The organism is Actinoallomurus iriomotensis (genome assembly GCF_030269445.1).
Classification (GTDB): domain Bacteria; phylum Actinomycetota; class Actinomycetes; order Streptosporangiales; family Streptosporangiaceae; genus Actinoallomurus; species Actinoallomurus iriomotensis.
The window spans coordinates 269846-288915 of sequence record NZ_BSTJ01000003.1 but is presented as its reverse complement, the minus strand read 5'-3'; the positions used below and the strand labels follow the sequence as shown (position 1 = coordinate 288915).

Below are 19070 nucleotides of genomic sequence, written 5' to 3'. Positions count from 1 at the left end.
GTTCGGCCGGTGAGTTCCCCGATGGCCCGGCGCGAGACCGGGCGTGATATCGAGGCGATCTGCCGTCTCGATCTCGGCTCCCGGGAGCTGCGACGCCGGATCGCCGAGCGGCTGACGCGGCTTGTCCCGGCCGACTCCTACTGTTTCGGCACGATCGACCCCACAACGTTGTTGATCACCGACGACGTGAGTGCCGGGCTCACACCGGCCGCGGCCGCAGCCGCCGCGCACAACGAGTACCTGGTGGACGACGTACTGAAGTTCGCGGCGCTCGCCCGCTCCGAGGTGCCCGCAGGCACGCTCGGTGCGGCCACCGGCGGTGACCCGGAGTCCAGCCACCGGTACCGTGCTGTGCTCCCGATGATCGACGCGCGGCACGAGCTGCGGGCGTGCTTCGTGGTGGACCGCCGGTGCTGGGGCGCCATCGCCCTGTTCGGCGGCGGTGGGCGGCCCGACTTCACCCCGGCCGCCGTCGACGTTCTGCGGCGGCTGTCCGCCCCGGTCGGTGCGGCCCTGCGCCGGGCCGCCCACCGGGCGCCCACCGACTCCGCTCCCGGCCCGGCCGAGGCGGGTGTGCTCCTGCTCGATCAGGACCTGCGGCTGCTCTCGGAGAATCCGGCCGCGAAACTCTGGCGGGACGAACTGGCCTGGTCCGGGGCGGAGCTGCCCATCGCGGTCATGGAGGTCGCCGCACGGGGGAGAGGCACGGCGCTGCCGGCCTACGGGCGGATCCGTGGCCGGTCGGGCCGGTGGCTCTCGGTCCACGCCTCGCCGTTGAGCGGTGGCCAGTACCCGGCGCCCCTCGCCGTGACGATGCACCCGGCGTCGGCCGCCGACGTGGCCGAGGTGCTGCTGCTCGTGTACGGGCTCACGCCGCGCGAGCGGGACGTCCTGGCGAGGGTCGTCGCCGGCCTGCCCTCGCGGGCCATCGCCATGGAACTGCATATCACCGCAGCCACCGTGCAGGACCACCTGAAGAGCGTCTTCGCGAAGACCGGTGTCCGCAGCCGCCGCGAGCTGGAAGCGACCATGCTGGACCTATGAGCGAACGTTCCACGGTTCCGCTTGCCACGACCCAACTCGTGTGAATCCTTTGCACCGCCCGCCGGCTCTTACTGATCATTTCAGGATGAGGTTCTGAGTCGTCTCAAGCAGATGATGCTGCAGGCGAGTAGGGAGTAGTGCGAGGTGTAGGTCGGCGCGTATCTCGTAGCGGATGCGGAGTCGTTTGAACTGGTGGAGCCAGGCGAACGTCCGCTCTACCACCCAGCGGGTCTTGCCCAGGCCAGAGCCGTGCGGGGCGCCGCGTCGAGCGATCTTGGGGGTGATTCCTCGAGCTCGGACGAGGCGCCGGTACTTGTCGTAGTCGTAGCCGCGGTCGGCGAACAGGCGCCGGGGCCGGTGGCGGGGTCGTCCGCGCCGGCCGCGAATGCGGGGGATGCCGTTTAGCAGTGGCATGAGCTGGGTGACGTCATGGCGGTTTCCGCTGGTCAGCGAGACAGCAAGTGGGGTTCCAAGCCGGTCGACGATGATGTGGTGCTTGCTGCCGGGCCGGGCACGGTCGACCGGCGAAGGTCCGGTGTGAGCCCCCCCTTGAGCGCCCGGACGTGCGAGCCGTCGATCGCGGCATCGTCCAGCTCCAGCAGGCCCTCTCTGCGGAGTTCCGCCAGCAGGACCTCGTGGAGCTGCGGCCAGACCCCCGCCTCGGTCCAGTCCCGAAGACGGCGCCAGGCCGTCACCCCACTGCAGCCGACTCGTTCCGCGGGAACGTCCCGCCAGCTCACACCCTTGCACAGCACATACACGATGCCCCGCAGAGCGGCACCCCCACACTCTGACCTCACGCAACAACCTCGCCTACGCGTACGAGTCGGCGGGGGATCTCGGTAGGGCCATCTCGCTGTATGAGCAGGCCTTGGCCGACTGCGAGCGTGTGCTGGGCGCGAGCCACTCGGCCACCAAGACGGTGCGGGGCAACCTGGCAACAGTGAGGCAAGCGGTGATCGGCCGACACTGCGGAAGTGTCTGACGGCAACGGTGACGGCAACAACGGCAGCCGGAGACAGCCGTTAGCGCACGGTCAGCACCCTTGACCTCGGCCGACGCTGCGTGAGCACGGGTGTCCGTATTCCTTGTAAGCGGCAGGTCGCCGGTTCGAATCCGGCCGGAGGCTCAGTGCCGGTCCGGGGGGACGACCCCCCGGACCCCCCGATGTGAGGGGCTCCGCCCCCCACGCCCCCCAGGGGCTGGTGTCGGGGGAGGGGCTTAAAACCTCTAACGAATTGATCTTTAATGGGGCGGTTCCTGGTCTTGGGATCCTGCCGGGCAGCATGGGGCGATGAACTCGGATCAGCCGGTGCCTCGGGAGTTGAAGGTCTTTAATACGGCCTCGCTGCTCAGGCTGGAGGAGCGGGCATGCGAACTTAGCCTCAGTCAGCGGCTGGACCCGGCGTGGGTGCAGGCGAACGCGGCTCCTGATGGAGCTCACTACCTGTGGCCGGCCTTGTGGCACGACTTGTTGTCCCGATGTCCCTCGTCAGTTGCGGTGCGAGATCCTGATCACGCTTCGTGCGGGAGATCGTGTGAGGGGCCTGCTGGACGTCTTGCCCGATGACTTCACCCCTCTGCCGAAAGTGACCGCACGTGATGAGGGAACGCAAGTCAGCCGGCTCTTGAACAGCACCCCGAGCGTCAGGGAATGGCTAATGAGTGGAGGCGCCTTGGGTCGGCTTTGAGAGGCACCGCCAGCAGATAAGGGCGCATCCGAGGACGAGGAAGGCTTCGCAGATGTCGTCGCGGATTTCCCAACGTATCCGCAGGTGGCGGAAACCAATGCAGGTGAGCGAAGGCACGTTCCACGACCCAGCGCTGGGTGCCGGGTCCGGAGCCGTGCTCGGTGCCGCGTCGAGCGATCATTGGCTTCACTCCGAGGTCCCAGACGAGGCGGCGGTATTTGTCGTGATCGTAGCCGCGGTCGCCGAGCGCCAGATCGGGGCGGCGTCGAGGCCGGCCGCGCCTGCCGCGCACGCCTGGTGTCGCTTGAAGCAGCGGGATGAGTCGAGTGACGTCGTTGCGGTTGCCGCCGGTCAGCGTGGCGGCGAGCGGGATGCCGCTGGCGTCGGCGATCAGGTGATGTTTGCTGCCCGTCTTGCCCCGATCGACTGGGCTTCGTCCGGTCTTGGGTCCCCGCAGGCCGCGCCAGGGCCGGACAGTCCTACGATCACAGGTCCCGTCCGGCCCTGACACCCTGGAGGGACGCCAAGGGGTGCGCTATGAAGACCGCTGGCGGCTGAGAGGGTTCGACCGGAGATGAAGATAGGCACGGTCGGCCGGGCAGCGGACCCGGAGCCCCGTGCGCGCCAGCGCCGGTGACACGACCCTCGAGCTTCCCGGTGCCCACATGATCAGAGGCAGTGTTCCCAGGGGGACCTCCACGCCGAGTACGCCGAGCCGCTCGGCGAGTAGGCGTAGCCACCCCACATGATGCACGTTCCCGGAGCGTTCAGTTTCACCGGACCGGCGTAGTAGGAGTAGTTGTCGGCGTCAGCATCCTCAGCGCTGGGGCTTTCCCTCCAGACATAGGCACCAACGAGGGTGGGGGTGCCCACGTAGGCGGTCTTCCAGGTGACCACGCAGTCGGTGCTGCCGTCGTACATCAGGTAGATGGTGCCGTAGCCGGGCAGGGGCTGGTGGTCGATTTCGTGGTAGCTGCCGCCACCGCATGCGGCGATCGGTGATGACGCCGCGCTTGCCGGGCTGCTCACAGCCACGGAACCGGCAATCATTGCCGCAGTGGTCAGTGCGAGCACTGCTTTCTGCTTGAACTTGCGCAAAGACTTTCTCGCTTTCATGATCCATCACGAAACATGCGAGAGTATACAAATGAACCCATTTCATCTGCGGTCGGTTTGAGTGCCGCGGTGGTTCTGCAGGACGGCGATGGCCTTGACGAGATGGCTGGCCGGCTTTGGTGGGGCTGCAGCGGACGGCGACGCCGAGGCCAGGGTCTGCTCGAACCGCTCGCCCGTCACCGGCGCAATGTCCCCTGCGGCCACTTCGCTCTCCTTCGACTGACGATTCGCATCGAGAAGGATCGCGGAGTGGCCGTCTCGCGACACGGCGATTCGCCTATCGAGGAAGAAACCGGACGAGAGGGCACGGATCTCTATACATCACCCTCGTGGACATGAACGCTTTATAAGGTGCTAACCGAATATGCCTCCGGCGGGGACACTCAGGCCCGGGGATGAGGCGCAGGGCGAACTGTGCGAGAACGCGCAAGAGACTCGTCTCAGCTCGGTCAATGCCGTGCCCGTTGCGTGCCCGTCAGCACGGACGATCACGGTTGCGACCGTCGCTCACGGGAAGAACGGCGGGAGGTGCAGCTCAGCAGTGACGCAGGTGATCAACAATCAGTGGTACCGGCTTCCCAAGCTGACAGTGCAGGAGAGCATCGTTACCGTTTCCAAGCACAGAAGCACAGATACGACGCCGTCGGCTACCAACGGAGCGCCGCATGGGATGGCGGCTCGCTGCCTACGACAGCAAAGATGAGTGGTTGCGGACGACCCTTCCGATCACTTGATGGTCTACTGCTATGAGGTAAACCCGAGATGTGGCCCCGCATCATCGAGACTCTTGGTTGTCCGCCACCAGAAGAAGGGCTCCTCTATTTCGTAGAAGGAGTTGCGACTGACGGGTGAGCCGAGCCGCTGTCGGCCCGGAATATAAGCGGGATGAACCTGCGCGCATGGACCAGCGACCGGATGGAAACCCAGGCCAGTGGGGGAGCGAGCGCAGGATCACCCGATCCTCTGTGAAGCCGTCGCCGGTAGGGAGGCTGACGGCAACGACGGCAACCAGGGACAGCCACCGGCATACGTTCAACACCGCATACCTCGGCGGACGCGGCGGGAGCTGGGGTGTCCGCATTCCTTGTAAGCGGCAGGTCGCCGGTTCGAATCCGGCCGGAGGCTCAGTGCCGGCCCGGGGGACGCCCCCGGAGCCCCCCGATGTGAGGGGCTGCCGCCCCCCACGCCCCCCACGGGTTGAGGTCGGAGGCTGCGCTTGGCCGGGCCCCCTGGGCGGCCCGCGAGCGAACCGGTGCCGGGCCGGTTCGAGGACGCCTCCGGTGGCACCTCACGAAAGGAGCGCTCACCTGTGAGTACGCACCCCAACCATGCCCGCCAGATGCTCGACGAGCACGACCAGCCGCCCGGCGGCAAGGATGGATAGGCCCCAGCGAGCGCTCCGCACCGCTGGATGCACTTCGGGGGGCGGACCATGACGCGCCGAAACATCACGGGTTCGGCGGCAGGCAGGTGCCAGCCCAGCCGGCCGACAAGGCTATGACGCCCCGCCCTACGCAAGTCCGGAACCGTCCAGGCTACGCGGAAGATGCCGTCATAAGCAGGTGACCAACTGAGTGACGCTGCCAGCGACACCGGCGGTTCCGTTCCCCAACTGGCGGTCCGTGCGCCAGGCTCGTGGCCTGACTACCTTTTCCAGGGGATGATCCTGTCGACCGGACCACCGTCCCCTCTGCTTGGAAGTCCGGGAGGGCAATGAAGCCCGGAGATTTCGACGCGGAGGGTCCGGGGAGAGAAATGGGCGGTCAACCGGGCGCACATGCGCACTGTTTTCTCTGTGTGCCCTCCACCGAACCCATTATCTCCCCCTCCTCGTTCCGTCGTCGTGACATCGTATGTCTGGACGCTTTTCGAGAAATGGCTCCCGAGAAGAGTCACCTGAGCTACGAACGTTCTTTCCGACAGGTTCTTTTTCGCGAGCTCGTAACCGCTGCGCCCGCCAGCCGACGACCGCAACCAGGAGCTCATGCGATTCGCGGTCCGTTCGATGTCGCCGTGAGCGAGCTTGGTCGCATCAGCCACCGCCTTATCCTCTGCGGATTGCGAGGAGCACCCCGATAACGCGGCAGCGGCAAGCAGGCATGTCAGCCCGATCACCACCGAGCCGACGCGTAGGAACGTGGCCGTGGTACTTGGTTTGATCGTTGTGCTCATACCTAAATCGTCAGCTCGTGCGACGTCGTCCACATGAGTCGTAATACTCAACTTTCCGCAGCTTCGTGCGGCCACAACGTCCTCCCCAATGGGACCGGTCCGGTCACACCGGCACACCGGGCGGCACCTTCACCGTCGAAGCCTGCCGCCGACCGGACAACACGATCCGCATCGAGGTCCAGGACAACGGCGGACCATCCAAGTTCGGATCCACCATCAGCACGCAGAAGGAAGGCGGGCGCAGCCTCGGCATCGTCACCGCACTCACGGTCGCTTGGGACCGGTAACGACCGAAGACAACCGCTCGTGTGCAGATCAGTGGCCAGCGGACGCGCAGGCTCTCATGTTCGGCGGTCAGGGGTATGTGTCCCCCACGGCCCCTATGGCCCCAACTATTCCTGACCTGTGCAAACTTGGGGGATACGGTGGGGGACACGCTGCCTTGTTTGTACCCGCGTACGCCGGAGGCTGGAACAGCGGGGGGCGCTGCGCGCTCTGTTCCAGCTCTCTTGTCGTGGGTGACTAACTGCGTGACAACCGCGACGAACGACGACGGACGCTCCCGCGTGGTGTGGGACTGCCAGAGCAGCCATCAGCGCCAAGGGTGCTGGCAGAATATCGGTATAAGTCGCCTTGCCGGTGGCCAGTCTTCATGATCGGTAGTTGCCGCGAGTTGCTCGCCGTACGGCATGAGGCGGTTCACTGTGACGGCGCTCCCGGTTCAGCCTTGGTACGGGGGCCGTTCCGCGGACGGCGGCTGCTCGAATGCACCGCTGTGAGCGCTGCCGCCGCCACCGTGGCCAGAACAAGCACCGAGCCAAGGGAGATGAGGCTTTCCGAAAGGCCCTGCCAGCGGGTCAAGCCCACTCGCCCGATGCCGATGACACGCAGGCGTTCCGGGGGCCTCAGCCAACGCTGCACCAACGGCCACATCTGCCACCCCAGCGGCACGATCAGCACCGCACCGGACACGCCCGCCGACACCGCCGCAACCGCGATCATGCCTTCGCGGGCGGCCCGGCGGGTGTGCACATCGATCAGCGCCGTCACCGTCGCGGCGGCCAGCGCGACGAACGCCGGCTGCGTCGGCCCCACCAGCCGCACACCTGTCCAGTACGCAGCGATCGCCAGCACCGACGTCACCGCGACCACCACCAGTGCTCCCGGTCGCACTGGTGATCGCCGCTCCTGGTGCGGCACCGCTCCGGCGAGGCCGACCGCGACCACGACACCGAGGACGATGGCGGCCATGGAAACCCAAGCGCTGATCCTCAACAGCACCGGAGTCGGCAGCACTTTGCAGTTGTCCGAACGGCGATGTCAGCGCCTGACGCACCCAGGGGCCCAGCGGAATCCGCCTGGGAAAGGGGAGGTAGGAGACCATCGCCAGTATGTGAACCGCGAGCGGGAGGCCCGCCGCCGTCACGGCACAACTGAAACGGCCCCGCTTGATGAGGATGACAGCGGCGACCGCAGACCCGATGATCACCAGGGGCGCAGGCACACCGCCCCACTGTCCGAGCACGGGAAGGAACGGCTGCTCCCGGATCCCCTGAACGACGGCGCAGACAAGGCTGGTGACGGCCGCCACCAGCTGCGCCGAGGCCAGGACCAGGAGTACGCTCGGGCGGCGACGTGCCAGAGCCGACGGCAAGTCGGTATTCACTAGCGTTCTTCCTAAACGATCGGTGTCGGCCACCATCTGCGTCAGCGCCGATACCGCTGACCGTGATCATGTTGTCGCGTGCAGAGGGACCGCTGGGGACAGGGAACCAGAACGTAGGCAAGCCGTGATCTTGGCCTCGGCGTAACAGGCGCGCGCGCATCCCCTTGTCCCCCAGCTGCGCCTGACCTGCGCAGACCTGGGGGACACCTTGCCGTGCTGAAACAGTGGGCCGGCTGCCCCTATGTTTCAGCCTTCTTGTCGTGGGTGACAATCGCGACGAACGACGACGAACGACGACGGACACTCGCGCGTGGTGAGGGACTGCCAGCGCAGGCGCCAGCATCGGGAGTGCTGGTGAAATGTCAGCATAAGTTGCCTTGTAAGCGGCAGGTCGCCGGTTCGAATCCGGCCGGAGGATCCCACCTGACCAGCCAGAAGACCCCGAGGGCGTTGCGGTGGCTCATCTGCTAAGGCCGCCGGCTCATCACCGTGCGGTCGAAGAGCCCGAGGGTCGGCCCTTGGGGTCTCATCTCTGCATCTCGTAGGTCAGCTTGACGATCTTCGAAAAGGTCTTCACGCCCGCGAGTCTCAGCTTGGCATCCTGCCCCTCCCGGAAAAATTGTTTCCCACTCCCGGTCATAAAGGGGTAAATCGTGAGGTCGATGACATCGATCAGCTGCTCTCGCAGAAGAGTCTCCCCGAACTGGCCGTGGCCGAGAAGCAGCAGGTTCCCCCCGTCTTGCTGTTTGAGGCGGGCCACCTCGGCAACGGCATCGCCACGAACGATGATCGAGTTGTTCCAGTCGGCCCTTTCAAGCGTCGAGCTGAACACATACTTCGGGATCGTCGTGAGTCGGTCGGCCCACATCGGCTTGTGGTCTGTGCGACCGTCATACAGTTCCGCGAACGCTTCGTAGATGCGGCGTCCGAACAGGATCGCGTCGCAGGCCGTCAGCAGGCCCAGACCGTCCCGCAGATAGGCCTCATCCTGATACTCGGCCACCCCCATGCCCACCGGGTCTTCAACGACACCGTCCGCCGAGGTCAGAACGTACTCGATCACTTTCCGCATAGCGCTAACCCTCCTGATCCGGTTACCGCTACCTACGAATGAGAGCCCTCGAACTCATCGCTACTGCTCGAAGAGCGCGAACAGCTTCGGGTCCCGGTAGACGAGTAGGTGGGACAGCAGGCCGTCCGCTCCCCCCGTGAGCACATGGAGCGTGTTGGGCTGCACACCGTCGTCGGTGACGTGATAGAGCAGCAGCCCTGGTTGATGATTGGCCGAGATGAGACGCGTCTGCCAGCGGGCGCCACGCCGGCGGAAGAAGTCGTCCATGAATGCCCGGTACGGAACCCGGCCGCGCAACCACTGTGGAACTGGCGGCATCTCGAAGACGACATCCGCTGTCACCAACTGCTCCAGTGCCTCTGTGTCCCCCGCTTCCAAGGCCCGGGCGTACTGCTCGACCAGTGCGGCTTCGATGCCTCGTTGCTCAGGGTGGCCATCCGTTCGCGTCTGTGAGAGACGAGATCGAGCGCGCTGGAGTGCAGAGTTGATCGCAGGTACCGAGGTGCCGAGTGCGGCGGCGGCGTCAGCCGAGGAGTAGCCCAGCACCTCGCGCAGAATGAAGACCGCGCGCTGTTGTGCCGGCAGCGCTTGCAGGAGAGCCGTCAACGCCAACCGGACCTCGCTGCCCCGCACCACAGCATCGGCGGTGCCATCCTCGCCCAACCAGCTTGACGGGGCCGGCTGCAGCCACGGGGTGTCGAACCGAGGGACCAGAGTGGCGCCCACCTCGAATCCCGGATCGCTGAGATCGCGCGGCAGCGTACGGCGGCTCGCGCTCCGAAGACGATCCACGCAGACATTCCGAGCGATCCGAAACACCCATCCGGTCACGCTCCCTACCTCGGCGTCAAAGTCACCCCGCGCTCGCCACACCCGCTCAAGCACATCTTGGACGGCGTCTTCAGCATCGAACGGAGAGCCCAACATCTGATAGCAGAACGCCCACAACTCGCGGCGATGCTCGCCGAGGAAGCCATCCAGGACCTCCGTCCATCCCCTGTCCACAGGGTCAGTATTCACTCATCGCAACAAAGTCGACGGCCGCACTCGGACACTCAGGACTCAGCGACTGAGCCACGAGCCCGGCTCCGCAGGCGTCAACAAGGTCCTGACCCGCAACAATTAACATCGATCGCCGGTGAGCGTGTGATGGCCTGGTTACTGGGTGAAGAAGATCGCTGGGTGCTCGGGAGCGGTTGAGCAGACGAAGAAGCCGCCGTGGCTGTACCGGCTGATCTGCAGGCCGGTCGGTTCGTGTGCGCGGTTGTGTTCTGGGGTGGCGAATTCCAGGTGTCGGTCTTCCATCGGCGCCCAGCGCAAGCCCTGGGCGTCGGTGGACCATTCACAACTGTCCAATTGCAGCAGCAGTTTCAGGGGCGCGCCGCAGGCGTCACATGGAGGCAGTTCTCCCATGTCGGTGACTTCCCAGGACATCCCGCCGCCGACTTTGCAGCCGGGCACGATCGACAGCATGTACTGGTACAGGCTTTCTCCGGCCTCCCATTCCTCCAGCTTGTCCCGGAGGTCTTTGGGGAGTTCCTCGTGCCATGGATACTCGATCACGCGTTCCGGGTGGAGCACACAGGGCCGCGGTACATAGTCCGCATCACCGATCAGGTGTGGCGTCGGAGGCGCCGCGAGAGGTGCGGTCACGGTGGAGGAGTCCCGCCAGATCAGCCGGAACGCGGGCGCGTAGCCCCAGGTCGGGTGATGGCTCGGGCACCACAGGATCTGCGCCAGGTCGGTGCCGGCCGGGAAGGCGATCTCCGGGAAGTCCGCTGCGGCGAGCTGAGCCACGGGGACCATCGCCACCGGACGGTCCGGCGTCTTATGCCGGTTCTGCTCCGAGTACTTGGGGTCCGAGCAGTGCGGCCACGGTTCGTCCGCCGGCCACAGCACCGGACCGCCGATGTGACTGCTGGAGATGTCCGGGGTACCTGGCCGGGGGTGCAACCGGACCACCGTCCGGGCGTACGCGCCCAGACCCGGAACGGCCTCGGCCATATCGAGCGGAGGAGCCTCGGTCGTACGAGCCCTCGTAGCGCCATTCATGGCCACACCGTAGAGGCCCCCTCTGACGCCGCACCAAGGGCTCGGCCGGTCACGGATCCGTGCAGCAGGAAAGTACGGCAACACCCCGCGCGCCAGCGTGTCCGGCCACCCTCCAACGTGCCTATGGGACCTGCGGCTTTCCACTCCCACGACTCACCCGTCTCTCTGGATCAGGCCTCCACGTAAAGGAGGAAGCCCAGCCGCCAGTCCGGGAGTTTGAGCTGGTTGAGGGGTGGTTATCTGTTAAGCATCCCCCCGATTTTAGTTTGGTGGGGTTCGCGTGGATTGGAGTGGATGGCAGTACACCGCTGGACTCACCGCGGTGCTGGTTGTGCTGTGCGCGGGCCTTCCAATGATCGATTCCGCGGTACGGGACTCGGAGATTTCGGTGCCGCCGGGCTCGGTGATGCAGGTCGGCGCCGCGCACCCAGGCGACAAGCGGCCCGTCGCTCTGACCGTTCCGGCTGGATGGGCGGTGGATGCGAGGGACACCGACCTATTCTCCAGGATCACTCTGAGGAGCGGTCCAACCCGATTCAGCGTGAGTGTCGTCACCCCGCGGCAAGCGACGCCCAGGCAACTCTGGGACGGTCGTGACAAGATCGCGGTCCTGACGGGCGGCCCGCGGGCGGCCACTCGCCCGGTACCGGCCACCACCGATCAGGGCGTGACCGGGCTCGCCGGTGAGCTCGCCGGCCGGGGTCAGATCGGCATCGCGAGCGTCTTCGCCCGTCCGACGCTGGGTACCGACGTGACGGCCACCGGCCCACCAGAGGACTTCCGGCACAAGGCCGACCAGGTCCGCGGAATGGTGCGAAGCATCCAGTTCACCAAGAGCGCCCGATGACGCACACGACGAAAGTGTCGCGGCTGACACGGCGTTCGGCGTTCTGGTTGTGGGCCGTGTTCTGTCTGCTGGGCGCGCTCATGGGGATACTCACGCTCACTCCGTACGTGCTGGTCTTCTTCGGCGGAGCCCTTGTCGGAGCCCTGGTCCTGATCCCGGTGCTGCTGGCCGGGCTCTGGTACTTCCGCCGGCTGCACCCGGTGCGCCCGCATCCGTGGAGCCACGCGCTGCTCATCACGGCCTGGGGGCTGTTCGCCGTGCCCGGCGTGGCCCTGATCGCCAACGAGGCGTTCGGCGGCATTCTCACCCAGATGGCGGGGTTGAGCTTCGCCGACCGGTGGGGCGCGGCGATCAGTGCGCCGATCGTCGAGGAGACCCTGAAGCTGGCCGGGGTCGCGCTGCTCGCACTGATGGTCCCGCAGGCTGTCCGCGGCCCACTGGATGGCTTCGCGTACGGTGCGCTGGCGGGCTTCGGCTTCGAGATCGCCGAGAATTACCTCTACGTCTTCAACACCATCGTGGCGCACGGAGCCGTGCACAGCACCGTCAGCGTCCTTGACTCGCTCATCGGCCGGGTCGGCACCATCTGGTGGGGTCACTGGGCGATGGGCGCCGTCGCAGGCGCCGGGCTGGGTTACCTGGTCGGTGCCACCGGACGCCCGCTGGCACGGCGGCTGCTCGTCGCCGTCGGCGCGTTCGTTCTCGCGATGGCGATGCACGCCTGGTGGGACTTCCCCCTGCTGGCCGGTGGCACCTGGGTGTGGGCCAGGGGGCCGGCGATCTTGGTCATCGCCGTGGTCGTCTATCGCGTCGCTCGCCGCCGGTACCTCGATCGATTCCGGGACGCCGCCGCGGCGGAGGCCGACCGTGGTGTGCTGACCGCGGCGGAAACCGAGATCCTCACCGATCGCCGGAGGCGCCGCAGGGAACGTCGCCGTACACCCGGCGGAACGCCCCGCCGGCTCCTGACCGATCTGCGCAGCGCCGAGCTGGACCTGATCGACACAGACCTGAACGACCCCGGCGCCAGTGCGGACCTGCGAACCGACGTGGGTGATCTCCGTTCTCGCCTGGAGGCCACTCGCCGCTGAAACGCGTTGGCCGGTTGCCCTCTGACGATGGGTGCGTCTTCCGTTCACCGCGCCGGCTGAATGACGCCGTCGATGTCGAGGAGGAGGTGGCGGGGGCCGCGTAGCTCGGGGCTGGGCCGGTAGGGTGGCGGGTCGGTGACGAGGCGGGGGTTCCGCAGGCGTCTGGCCAGCTCGGTCAGGGCGATCTGTGCTTCCAGGCGGGCGAGCGGGGCGCCGAAGCAGTAGTGGATGCCGCCGCCGAAGCCGAGATGCTGGTTGGGGCGGCGGTCCGGGTCGAAGCGGTCGGGGTCGGGTACGCGCTTCGGGTCGCGGCTTCCCGCCGCGAGCGCCAGGACGATCGGAGCTCCCTCAGGGATCGTGATGTCGCCGATCATGATGTCCTCCAACGCGATCCGCGTGGACCGCAGGTGCACCGGGGGCTCGTAGCGCAGCAGTTCTTCGACCAGGCCGATGGCCAGGTCCGGCTCGTGACGGAGCCGGTCGAGTAGTTCTGGGTGGCGGAGCAGGGTGAGCATGCCGTTGGTGATGAGGTTGACCGTGGTCTCATGGCCGGCGATGAGTAGCAGCGCGCCGTTGGCCGCGACCTCGGTCGGGGACATCGCACCGTCCGGGCCCTCATCGGTGACGAGGCCGGAGATGAGGTCGTCGCCCGGGTTCCTCCGGCGCTCGGCGGCGATCCCGCCGAGGTATCGGTGCAGCTCTACCACCGCGTTCTCCCGGCGCCTCAGGCGCTCCGGCCGGCCCTCCTCACTGGGGTCGAGCGACTCGATGACCGCGTCAGCCCAGTCGTGGAACCGCGCCTCGTCCTCGCGCGGCACCCCGAGGATTCGGCAGATCACCGTCACCGGGAACGGGTAGGCGACGTCGTCGACGATGTCGATCCGGGTCCGGCCCGCGACGCCGTCGATCAGGTCCTTGACGATCCCGAACAGCTCCGGCCTCAGGCCGTCCACCTGGTGCGGCGAATGCGGCGGACCGAAATGGCGCATCGCCACGCGGCGGAGCCGGTCGTGCTCAGGCGGATCGAGCCGGAGGAAGGACGGTGGCTCCTTCTCGGCGTCCCGGGGTTCGCCCGGCTGCGGGCGACCGACGCTGACGCGTGGATCGTGGAGGAGTGAGACGATCTCCTCATAGCCGCTGACGACGTAGGTGCCGTCTTCCTCCCGCCGCACCGGTGTCTTGCGCAGCTCGGCGTACAGCGGGTAGGGGTCGGCGCGGTGGGAGTAGTCCAGGATCCGCTGGAAGACGCTGGGTGGTGCCATGGCGGCGCCTCCTCAAGACTCGTTCATCGATCGCCCCGGACCAGCGACGCACGGCGCTCGGCCGGGTCGTGCCCGGTGACCACCACGGTCACCTGCGTCGCTTCGATACGATCCGGCATCTCGGCCGGGACGGGGATCACCGGCTCTCGCCGGTCCGCTGCGTGGGAGGCGGGTGGGAAGGGCGCGGCCTGCTCGATCAGGTGCTGGTAGTGCTCCAGCCACATGGCCTGGTCAAAGGTGACCGCGGCCGTGACCCGGCCCCGGTTGCCGTAGACGGCGACGAACCGGCGCTCGGCGACGGAGCCGTGCACGATGGCCACCTCATCGGCGAAGGTCGGCACACCGACGGACTTGATGTTGGTGCCGAACTGGTTGGACCAGAAGATCGGCAAGGACAGGTGCGGCCAGCGATGCATCTGATCGCTGAGCATGTTGTGCGCGGCGATCTCGGCCTGGGCGACCGCGTTGCCCCAGTGCTCCAGTGCCATGAACTGGTAGCCGTAGACCGGATGCGGGAACCGCGCCACGTCCCCGGCGACGAAGACGTCATCGGTGACCAGCCCGTTGATGTCGAAGGCGCGGCAGCCCGCGTCACAGGCCACGCCCCAGACCCCGGCCGCCAGCCCCGAATCCTCCAGCCATTCGACATTGCGGATCGCCCCGAGCGCGACGATCGCCACGTCGGCCTCCACCGTGGTGCCATCGGACAACCGCGCTGAGCGGAACCGCCCGTCGGCATCGCCCTCCAACGCCTCAACCGTCACCTCGCACCGCAGATCCACGCCATGCGCCCGCTGCAGGTCGGCCGCGACCGCACCGATCACACCGCCCAGGGCACCGACCAGAGGCGCCGGACCACGCTCGACCACGGTCACCGGAACGTCGAGTTCCCGGCATACCGACGCGACCTCCGACCCGGTGAACCCCGCGCCGATGACCAGCACCCGGCGCGGCCTGGCGGCCAGGCACTCCCGCAGCCGTATCGCCTCATCCATCGTGCGAAGCGCGAAGACTCCGTCCAGCGTCGCCTCGGCTTCGTTCGGCCATGGCCGGGCGCGGGCGCCGGTGGCGATCAGCAGCCGGTCGAAGGGCACCTCCCGGCCGTCGGCGAGCGTCACTCGCTTGGCGACCACGTCAAGGCCGGTGGCAGGTGCACCCGACAGCCACTCCGCCTCGATCTCGCTCAGGTGTGGCAGCAGCGTGTGATCTGCGGGCACCCGACCGGCCAGGACCTGCTTGGACAGTGGCGGGCGGTCGTAGGGTTCGTACGGCTCACCCCCGATCACGGTCAGCGTCCCGGTGAACCCTTCCCGGCGGAGTACGCCCGCCGCCCGCCCCCCGGCCAGCGAAGCGCCGACGATCACGATGCGCCCCGTCTTGCGGAACGCGTCGTCACCGAGCGGCGGCCGAGCCGCAGCGGTTCTCATCCCCTTGCGCTGGATGGCCATCCACTCCACGTGGATCGCCTGGACCGGGCAGGCCGCCGCCGCCCGCAGGACGTGCTCACGCTGCGCGTCGTCCGCGTCCGGGTCGTACACCAGCGCCTCTTCACCGCGCATCGCGAACACCTCAGGCGCCAGAAACGCGCACTGGCCATACCCCTGACAACGCGTGAGATCGACGATCACCCGCACGGTGCACTCCCCCCGAGCGCGGATTCCCTATGGCCCTTAAGCCAAGCCCCGGCCGCCTCTCCCTTACGCTGACCTACCCCGCGTTCCGGTTGTTCAAGGCGGCGTCGGACGGGCCGGGCGACAGCGGGCTTCCGCGGACGATGGCGCCGACGGCCCTCAGCCCAGGGTTCCATCTCCTTCAGCTCTACCGGCTCTCCGGCGAGGCGCTGGGTCCCCGACCGCAGGCCCCCGGTTCGCGCCGTGTGTGCCAGTGCGGTGTGCCTGGCACACACGGCGCCGCGTTGACGGGGAAATCCGGGTCAGCCCGTGCAGTTCCGTATCGTGCCGACAGGCACGCAGTTGTTCGGAGTGTTGCTGGTGACAGCGCTCGCGATGAGATTCACTCGGCTTGGCAGGCCCGCGTTGAAGATGCCGCCACCGCTGGTCGCGGAGTTGAGCGTGATGTTGGTGCTCTGCAGGAGCAGGCGACCGTCCGGCGCGTTGTACACGCCACCGCCCTGCGCGCCGGCGGTGTTGAGGTCAACGGTGCTGCCGACGGTCTCGGTGCTGCCGCCTTGGCCGTTGTAGAGGCCGCCGCCATTCGTATTGGCGTGATTGTGGCGGATCACGCTGTTCTGCATGTTGAGGGCGCCGTCGTTGTACACACCGCCACCGCCGCCACCGCCGGCGCGGGTCGTGTTGTCGTTGATGGACGACTGGTTCAGGTCCAGCCGCCCGCTGTCGTTGGAGACGCCGGCGCCGTTGTCCGCGGTGTTGCCCGTGATCGTCGAGCGGTACAGCGTCGTGGTGCCACGCGAGTTGAGGATGCCACCGCCCGTGTCATTGCTCGGGACGGTGTTGTTGGTCAGGCCGCCGGTGATAGTGGTGTTCTCCAGATCCAGGAAGGCGCCCGCCGCGACCTCGATGATCCGGAAGGGTGCCGCGGTCGCGGACCTGCTGATCTGAGTGCCGGATCCGCCGATGAGCTCGACATCCGCGTTGATGAGCAGGCCGTCCGGCCCTCGTCCGGTCGCGGACGGCGCGGTGAGGACGTAGTTACAACCTGTATCCAGCACGAGCACGCCCTCGCCGGTCTGGTTGGCGGCGGCGACCGCGTTGACCAGCGCCGGTGCACTGCAGGGCACCCTCACGACCTGGCGGGCGTGCGCCGGCGGAACGGCGGCCATTCCAGTCATCATCAGTGCGGCCGTGGCGATGCCGCCGCATTTCCTCATAGTCGAACCCATCAGGCCTCCCGGCCAATATGGACATATGACTGCCCGTGTGGTTGAAATTGCTTTCTCTGTCGTTTCAGAAAAATGGCAAGCGTGTCCGTTCGCATAGGCAAGGCCGCACGCTATCATGCTGCATCGATTCTTTGAAACCTTTGAAATCTTTACCATTGCGAGGAAGCTTTTATCTGGTCGAATGTTTCGGGAAATAGGTGTACCGAAAAGGGCGTCGTCGTGCCGACGACCGTCGCGCTGAGCGGTGGTGGGGGACTGCCAGAGCAGCCATTAGCGCCATGACTACTGATGAAGTGTCGGCATGAGTCGCCTTGTAGGCGGCAGATCGCCGGTTCGAATCCGGCCGGAGGCTCGTGCCGGCCCGGTGGGACGACCCCTGGGGGCTGCCGCCCCCACGGGTTGAGGTCATAGGAGGGCTTGATCGACCGCAGCGGACCTCGCAGCGTCGTCAGGGCCGTGTCACCGCGCGTCGGCACGGCTTCAGTTCCGCCGCCAGGTCATCGAGCCGGACGGGACGACGCCACAGAATGGCCCGCAGGCGGAGTTGTGGGCGAAGTCGTCCCGCGTACTCGTCACCCGTCCGGGCACCTTACTGGCACGGTTTTGATGCAGGTCGGGTACGCAAATCGATACCGTGTCCAAGCACGGATACGCCGCCTGCTGCCAACGGAGCGTCACATGGGATGGCGGCTCGCTGCCTACGACAGCAAAGATGAGTGGTTGCGGACGACCCTTCCGATCACTCGGGATCAGCTGGTCCGAATCCGAGAGATGTTCGACCGGGGCGATGACGAGTGGATGGTCTACTGCTACGAGGTCAAGCACGAGATGTGGCCCCGCATCATCGAGACGCTTGGTTGTCCACCGCCGGAAGAAGGGCTCCTCTACTTCGTAGAAGGAGTCGCGACTGACGGGTGAGCCGAGCGGCTCGCCCGCCAACGTGTCCTCACAACGGTTTCCCGGCGTACGGCTGCCCTAGTCCCCAGGCTTGGAGCCTGCCCTCATGGCCGGGAGCCTCGCCAGTGTGACCGCACGTAGGAGCCACTCGACAGGACCGTAGATGTGACCGGTGAGCCATTTCCTGCTCAGCCACAGTTGCGCGGCGAAGATGGCCACCGCCAACAGGAGGGCGCCCAGCGGTGAGACATGGCCGGCCAGGCGGAAACCGTACGCCGTGAACAGGACGGCGCAGATCAGGGATTGGCTCAGATAGTTGGTGAGTGCCATCCGGCCTGCCGGCGCTAGGGCGGCCATGACGCGACTGCCGGGCTCCGTCTGAAAGAAGCGCAACGCCGTTGCCATGTACGCGGCTGCCAGGAAAGAGCCGGTCAGCATCGTTACGGCGACCGGGGTGAGATCGCTGACAACACTGCCGGCGCTGGCCAGGTAAAACGCTCCCGCCAGTCCGACCGGAAAGCCTACCCACTGGATGCGCCGCAGGCTGCGGTCGTGTTCCTTGACGCGGGCCAGCACTTGGCGCTTGCCCGCAGCGAAACCGACAAGAAACGCGGCGAAGGAGCTGAGGCCCTGCACCGCCAGCGTCGCCGCCATAAGGGGCAGAATATGAATATTGCTGGTGATGAAGCTCGCGGGGCTGTTTCGCATGGCGGCCGTGGTCCGATGGCCCTCCGCGAGCGCGGTGACCGGATCGCTCGCGGTCGCGCCGTCGGCGAGCAGGAGGGTGACCACCAGCATCCCGACGATCGCGCCGGCCACGATCAGAGCGGTTCGGGGCTTGATGCCCCGCAAGGCGAACAGGATCAGCCCGAGCACCGCGTAGCAGGAAAGGATGTCGCCATAGAAGAGCAGCACGGCATGGATGAGGCCCAGCGTCAGAAGCCCGGCAAGACGACGCAGGATGCGCGGGGTGAATACCGCTCCCTGGCGGGCGGCCGAATCCATCTGGAGCGTGAAGCTATATCCGAAGAGAAAGGAAAATATCAGATAGAACTTCATCTCGAACACAAAGGTGATCAACCAGCGTACGGCCTTGTCTTCGCCCGAAGTGTAAGCCGGATCCAGGGTGCCATGTATCGGGTACCCTGAGGCAAAGAACGCGATATTGACGACCAAGATGCCTAACAGGGCGAATCCCCGCAAGGCGTCGACATCCAATATCCGCGATGGTGTTGATGTCGCCGTGACTTGGGCGTTTCGCTTGCTCGCAAATGACTTCACGCAGACGAGACTATGGTCC

The 19070-nt window shown here is 66.6% G+C and carries 16 protein-coding genes and 2 pseudogenes; 5 read left to right on the top strand and 13 right to left on the bottom strand.

Annotation, left to right across the window (positions count from 1 at the left end):
* Positions 1–9 precede the first annotated feature (9 nt).
* Positions 10–1044 carry a helix-turn-helix transcriptional regulator gene (locus QSK37_RS14405; RefSeq protein ID WP_285620597.1) on the top strand — a complete coding sequence of 345 codons (1035 nt, stop codon included), beginning with the start codon at positions 10–12 and terminating at the stop codon, positions 1042–1044.
* 80 nt (positions 1045–1124) lie between these two features.
* On the opposite strand, the pseudogene QSK37_RS14400 reads toward QSK37_RS14405, so the two are convergent.
* Positions 1125–1880, bottom strand: a pseudogene (locus tag QSK37_RS14400) (IS5 family transposase); the annotation flags it as partial.
* Between QSK37_RS14400 and QSK37_RS51735 the strand changes: the two are divergent.
* The gene (locus QSK37_RS51735) at positions 1835–2029 is read left to right on the top strand and encodes a tetratricopeptide repeat protein (protein ID WP_432705572.1); all 195 of its coding nucleotides are present in this window, start codon (positions 1835–1837) and stop codon (positions 2027–2029) included. The pseudogene QSK37_RS14400 and the gene QSK37_RS51735 overlap by 46 nt on opposite strands.
* Positions 2030–2702: 673 nt before the next feature.
* Here QSK37_RS51735 and QSK37_RS14395 read toward each other — a convergent pair.
* From QSK37_RS14395 to QSK37_RS14360, 8 genes and pseudogenes are all read right to left on the bottom strand, one after another.
* Positions 2703–3189: pseudogene (locus QSK37_RS14395) on the bottom strand (IS5 family transposase); the annotation flags it as partial.
* A gap of 215 nt (positions 3190–3404) precedes the next feature.
* Positions 3405–3833, bottom strand: a complete 429-nt coding sequence (locus QSK37_RS14390) for a hypothetical protein (RefSeq protein ID WP_285620594.1) — start codon at positions 3831–3833, stop codon at positions 3405–3407.
* 60 nt (positions 3834–3893) lie between these two features.
* On the bottom strand, positions 3894–4118 hold the full coding sequence (locus QSK37_RS14385; RefSeq protein WP_285620592.1) for a hypothetical protein: 225 nt from the start codon (positions 4116–4118) through the stop codon (positions 3894–3896).
* 2008 nt (positions 4119–6126) lie between these two features.
* On the bottom strand, positions 6127–6282 hold the full coding sequence (locus QSK37_RS14380; RefSeq protein ID WP_285620590.1) for a hypothetical protein: 156 nt from the start codon (positions 6280–6282) through the stop codon (positions 6127–6129).
* 440 nt (positions 6283–6722) lie between these two features.
* The gene (locus tag QSK37_RS14375) at positions 6723–7319 is read right to left on the bottom strand and encodes a hypothetical protein (RefSeq protein ID WP_285620585.1); all 597 of its coding nucleotides are present in this window, start codon (positions 7317–7319) and stop codon (positions 6723–6725) included.
* A gap of 896 nt (positions 7320–8215) precedes the next feature.
* Positions 8216–8761, bottom strand: a complete 546-nt coding sequence (locus QSK37_RS14370) for a dihydrofolate reductase family protein (protein ID WP_285620582.1) — start codon at positions 8759–8761, stop codon at positions 8216–8218.
* Positions 8762–8821: 60 nt separating this feature from the next.
* On the bottom strand, positions 8822–9766 hold the full coding sequence (locus tag QSK37_RS14365; protein ID WP_285620579.1) for an RNA polymerase subunit sigma-70: 945 nt from the start codon (positions 9764–9766) through the stop codon (positions 8822–8824).
* A gap of 153 nt (positions 9767–9919) precedes the next feature.
* Complete coding sequence (locus QSK37_RS14360; RefSeq protein WP_285620577.1) at positions 9920–10558, bottom strand: hypothetical protein; 639 nt, start codon at positions 10556–10558, stop codon at positions 9920–9922.
* Positions 10559–11135: 577 nt separating this feature from the next.
* On the opposite strand from QSK37_RS14360, the gene QSK37_RS14355 reads away from it, so the two are divergent.
* Entirely contained in the window at positions 11136–11660 is a 525-nt protein-coding gene (locus tag QSK37_RS14355; RefSeq protein WP_285620576.1) for a hypothetical protein, read from the top strand.
* Positions 11657–12751 (top strand): PrsW family intramembrane metalloprotease, encoded by a 1095-nt coding sequence (locus QSK37_RS14350; RefSeq protein ID WP_285620574.1) that lies wholly within the window; start codon positions 11657–11659, stop codon positions 12749–12751. Before QSK37_RS14355 ends, QSK37_RS14350 begins: the two co-directional genes overlap by 4 nt.
* Before the next feature lie 44 nt (positions 12752–12795).
* On the opposite strand, the gene QSK37_RS14345 is transcribed toward QSK37_RS14350, so the two are convergent.
* From QSK37_RS14345 to QSK37_RS14335, 3 genes are all read right to left on the bottom strand, one after another.
* On the bottom strand, positions 12796–14013 hold the full coding sequence (locus tag QSK37_RS14345; protein ID WP_285620571.1) for a cytochrome P450: 1218 nt from the start codon (positions 14011–14013) through the stop codon (positions 12796–12798).
* A 23-nt stretch (positions 14014–14036) separates the two neighbouring features.
* Complete coding sequence (locus QSK37_RS14340) at positions 14037–15641, bottom strand: FAD-dependent oxidoreductase (protein ID WP_285622000.1); 1605 nt, start codon at positions 15639–15641, stop codon at positions 14037–14039.
* A 305-nt stretch (positions 15642–15946) separates the two neighbouring features.
* A complete protein-coding gene (locus tag QSK37_RS14335; protein WP_285620569.1) occupies positions 15947–16813 on the bottom strand; it encodes a hypothetical protein in 867 nt (288 codons plus the stop codon).
* A 738-nt stretch (positions 16814–17551) separates the two neighbouring features.
* Here QSK37_RS14335 and QSK37_RS14330 point away from each other — a divergent pair.
* The gene (locus QSK37_RS14330; RefSeq protein WP_285620566.1) at positions 17552–17791 is read left to right on the top strand and encodes a DUF7683 domain-containing protein; all 240 of its coding nucleotides are present in this window, start codon (positions 17552–17554) and stop codon (positions 17789–17791) included.
* A 57-nt stretch (positions 17792–17848) separates the two neighbouring features.
* On the opposite strand, the gene QSK37_RS14325 is transcribed toward QSK37_RS14330, so the two are convergent.
* Positions 17849–19051: a DUF418 domain-containing protein gene (locus tag QSK37_RS14325; protein WP_285620562.1), complete on the bottom strand. Its 1203-nt coding sequence runs from the start codon at positions 19049–19051 to the stop codon at positions 17849–17851.
* Positions 19052–19070: the final 19 nt, after the last annotated feature.